Source organism: Micromonospora sp. WMMA1363 (assembly GCF_030345795.1).
GTDB lineage: Bacteria > Actinomycetota > Actinomycetes > Mycobacteriales > Micromonosporaceae > Micromonospora.
The window spans coordinates 1-3,022 of record NZ_JAUALB010000012.1 but is presented as its reverse complement, the minus strand read 5'-3'; the positions used below and the strand labels follow the sequence as shown (position 1 = coordinate 3,022).

The 3,022-nt window shown below is 70.8% G+C and carries 4 pseudogenes; 2 read left to right on the top strand and 2 right to left on the bottom strand.

The features are described 5' to 3' along the window. Positions 1-371, top strand: a pseudogene (locus tag QTQ03_RS28945) (type I glyceraldehyde-3-phosphate dehydrogenase); the annotation flags it as partial. Between the two features lie 52 nt (positions 372-423). Then, a pseudogene (locus QTQ03_RS28940) lies at positions 424-1,568 on the top strand (phosphoglycerate kinase); the annotation flags it as partial. Here the strand turns inward: QTQ03_RS28940 and QTQ03_RS28935 are convergent. Beyond that, positions 1,453-2,525 (bottom strand): annotated as a pseudogene (locus QTQ03_RS28935) (phosphoglycerate kinase). The pseudogenes QTQ03_RS28940 and QTQ03_RS28935 sit on opposite strands and share 116 nt — an antisense overlap. Before the next feature lie 112 nt (positions 2,526-2,637). Then, a pseudogene (locus QTQ03_RS28930) lies at positions 2,638-3,022 on the bottom strand (type I glyceraldehyde-3-phosphate dehydrogenase); the annotation flags it as partial.

The following is a 3,022-nucleotide window of genomic DNA, read 5'->3' as shown; positions in this document are numbered from 1 at the left end:
CCGTGCGGCGAAGGCGATCGGCCTGGTGTTGCCGGACTGAAGGGCAAGCTGGACGGCTACGCGCTGCGAGTGCCGATCCCCACCGGCTCCACCACCGACCTGACCGTCACCGTCGGCGGGAGACCACGGTGGACGAGGTCAACGCCGCGATGAAGGCCGCCGCGGACGGCCCGCTCAAGGGCATCCTGGTCTACAACGACGACCCGATCGTGTCGGCCGACATCGTCACCGATCCGGCGTCCTGCATCTTCGACGCGCCGCTGACCAAGGTCATCGGCAACCAGGTCAAGGTCGTCGGCTGGTACGACAACGAGTGGGGCTACTCCAACCGCCTGGTTGACCTGGTCAAGCTGGTGGGGAAGTCGCGGTGAGTGCGAGGAGTGAGCTTGCGAGCCCCGCAGTCACGAACGGAGGGCTGGCGCGGTGAGCATCCGCACCGTCGACGATTGCTCGTCGAGGGGGTGTCGGGCCGGCGTGTGCTGGTGCGCGCCGACCTGAACGTCCCGCTCGACAAGCAGACCGGTGACATCACCGACGACGGCCGGATCCGGGCCGTCCTGCCGACCCTCGGCGCCTTGGTCGAGGCCGGCGCCAAGGTGATCGTCTGCTCGCACCTGGGTCGACCGAAGGGCGCACCGGACCCGGCGTTCAGCCTCCGCCCGGTGGCCGGGCGGCTCGGTGAGCTACTCGGCGCCGAGGTCCGGTTCGCCGAGGACACCGTGGGCGACTCGGCCGGTCCACCGTGGACGCCTTGGCCGACGGCCAGGTTGCCGTCCTCGAGAATCTGCGCTTCAACGCCGGTGAGACCAGCAAGGAGGAGGCCGAGCGGGGGGCGTTCGCCGACCAGCTCGCCGCGCTCGCCGACGCGTACGTCGACGACGCGTTCGGGGCCGTGCACCGCAAGCACGCCAGCGTGTACGACGTGCCGGCGCGGCTGCCGCACGTGGCCGGCCGGCTGGTGTTGCGTGAGGTGGAGGTGCTGTCCACGCTCACCGGGAACCCGGAACGGCCGTACGTGGTGGTGCTCGGCGGCTCCAAGGTCTCCGACAAGCTGGCGGTGATCGAGGCCCTGCTGCCGACGGTCGACCGACTGCTGATCGGCGGGGGTATGTGCTTCACCTTCCTCAGGGCGCAGGGCCACGAGGTGGGCACCTCGCTGCTGGAGAAGGAGATGGTCGAGACGTGCCGCAACCTCATGGAGGGCGCCCCCGGCAAGATCCTGCTCCCGGTGGACGTGGTGGCCGCCGACGCCTTCGCGCCGGACGCCGCGCACGACACCGTGCGCGCGGACGGCATCCCGAGCCACCGGCTGGGCCTGGACATCGGCCCGGAGACGGTGGCCGGCTTCGCCGCCGTCCTGTCGCAGGCGAAGACCATCTTCTGGAATGGCCCGATGGGTGTGTTCGAGATGCCGGCGTTCGCGGGCGGCACACCGGGGCGTCGCCGAGGCGATCACCAAGGCCGACGCGTTCTCCGTCGTCGGCGGCGGTGACTCCGCCGCGGCTGTGCGGGTGCTCGGGCTGGACGAGTCGTCCTTCGGGCACATTTCCACCGGCGGTGGCGCCTCGGCGACGCCCGGGTGCCGCCCGCGAACGCCGGCATCTCGAACACACCATCGGGCCATTCCAGAAGATGGTCTTCGCCTGCGACAGGACGGCGGCGAAGCCGGCACCGTCTCCGGGCCGATGTCCAGGCCCAGCCGGTGGCTCGGGATGCCGTCCGCGCGCACGGTGTCGTGCGCGGCGTCCGGCGCGAAGGCGTCGGCGGCCACCACGTCCACGGGAGCAGGATCTTGCCGGGGGCGCCCTCCATGAGGTTGCGGCACGTCTCGACCATCTCCTTCTCCAGCAGCGAGGTGCCCACCTCGTGGCCCTGCGCCCTGAGGAAGGTGAAGCACATACCCCCGCCGATCAGCAGTCGGTCGACCGTCGGCAGCAGGGCCTCGATCACCGCCAGCTTGTCGGAGACCTTGGAGCCGCCGAGCACCACCACGTACGGCCGTTCCGGGTTCCCGGTGAGCGTGGACAGCACCTCCACCTCACGCAACACCAGCCGGCCGGCCACGTGCGGCAGCCGCGCCGGCACGTCGTACACGCTGGCGTGCTTGCGGTGCACGGCCCCGAACGCGTCGTCGACGTACGCGTCGGCGAGCGCGGCGAGCTGGTCGGCGAACGCCCCCCGCTCGGCCTCCTCCTTGCTGGTCTCACCGGCGTTGAAGCGCAGATTCTCGAGGACGGCAACCTGGCCGTCGGCCAAGGCGTCCACGGTGGACCGGGCCGAGTCGCCCACGGTGTCCTCGGCGAACCGGACCTCGGCGCCGAGTAGCTCACCGAGCCGCCCGGCCACCGGGCGGAGGCTGAACGCCGGGTCCGGTGCGCCCTTCGGTCGACCCAGGTGCGAGCAGACGATCACCTTGGCGCGGCCTCGACCAAGGCGCCGAGGGTCGGCAGGACGGCCCGGATCCGGCCGTCGTCGGTGATGTCACCGGTCTGCTTGTCGAGCGGGACGTTCAGGTCGGCGCGCACCAGCACACGCCGGCCCGACACCCCCTCGACGAGCAGATCGTCGACGGTGCGGATGCTCACCGCGCCAGCCCTCCGTTCGTGACTGCGGGGCTCGCAAGCTCACTCCTCGCACTCACCGCGACTTCCCCACCAGCTTGACCAGGTCAACCAGGCGGTTGGAGTAGCCCCACTCGTTGTCGTACCAGCCGACGACCTTGACCTGGTTGCCGATGACCTTGGTCAGCGGCGCGTCGAAGATGCAGGACGCCGGATCGGTGACGATGTCGGCCGACACGATCGGGTCGTCGTTGTAGACCAGGATGCCCTTGAGCGGGCCGTCCGCGGCGGCCTTCATCGCGGCGTTGACCTCGTCCACCGTGGTCTCCCGGCCGACGGTGACGGTCAGGTCGGTGGTGGAGCCGGTGGGGATCGGCACTCGCAGCGCGTAGCCGTCCAGCTTGCCCTTCAGGTCCGGCAACACCAGGCCGATCGCCTTCGCCGCACCGGTCGAGGTCGGC